This is a genomic window from Kitasatospora arboriphila (assembly GCF_039528095.1).
Lineage (GTDB): Bacteria > Actinomycetota > Actinomycetes > Streptomycetales > Streptomycetaceae > Kitasatospora > Kitasatospora arboriphila.
Genome location: NZ_BAAALD010000236.1, coordinates 1 through 900, shown reverse-complemented (window position 1 = coordinate 900; position 900 = coordinate 1). Strand labels below are relative to the sequence as shown.

The 900-nt window shown below is 58.3% G+C and carries 1 protein-coding gene; it reads left to right on the top strand.

The genetic code is table 11. From position 1 onward, the window contains the following. Nucleotides 1-162 precede the first annotated feature (162 nt). Nucleotides 163-900 (top strand): class 1 integron integrase IntI1 (gene intI1 / locus ABD353_RS39695; RefSeq protein ID WP_344628577.1); only part of this gene is annotated, 738 nt, incomplete at its 3' end.

Sequence of the window (900 nt, the reverse complement as noted above, 5' to 3'; positions counted from 1 at the left end):
TTTCACGATACTTCCTTAGGGGTTAACTTTGTTTTAGGGCGACTGCCCTGCTGCGTAACATCGTTGCTGCTCCATAACATCAAACATCGACCCACGGCGTAACGCGCTTGCTGCTTGGATGCCCGAGGCATAGACTGTACAAAAAAACAGTCATAACAAGCCATGAAAACCGCCACTGCGCCGTTACCACCGCTGCGTTCGGTCAAGGTTCTGGACCAGTTGCGTGAGCGCATACGCTACTTGCATTACAGTTTACGAACCGAACAGGCTTATGTCCACTGGGTTCGTGCCTTCATCCGTTTCCACGGTGTGCGTCACCCGGCAACCTTGGGCAGCAGCGAAGTCGAGGCATTTCTGTCCTGGCTGGCGAACGAGCGCAAGGTTTCGGTCTCCACGCATCGTCAGGCATTGGCGGCCTTGCTGTTCTTCTACGGCAAGGTGCTGTGGACGGATCTGCCCTGGCTTCAGGAGATCGGAAGAGCTCGGCCGTCGCGGCGCTTGCCGGTGGTGCTGACCCCGGATGAAGTGGTTCGCATCCTCGGTTTTCTGGAAGGCGAGCATCGTTTGTTCGCCCAGCTTCTGTATGGAACGGGCATGCGGATCAGTGAGGGTTTGCAACTGCGGGTCAAGGATCTGGATTTCGATCACGGCACGATCATCGTGCGGGAGGGCAAGGGCTCCAAGGATCGGGCCTTGATGTTACCCGAGAGCTTGGCACCCAGCCTGCGCGAGCAGCTGTCGCGTGCACGGGCATGGTGGCTGAAGGACCAGGCCGAGGGCCGCAGCGGCGTTGCGCTTCCCGACGCCCTTGAGCGGAAGTATCCGCGCGCCGGGCATTCCTGGCCGGGCACTGTTGCAAAGTTAGCGATGAGGCAGCCTTTTGTCTTATTCAAAGGCCTT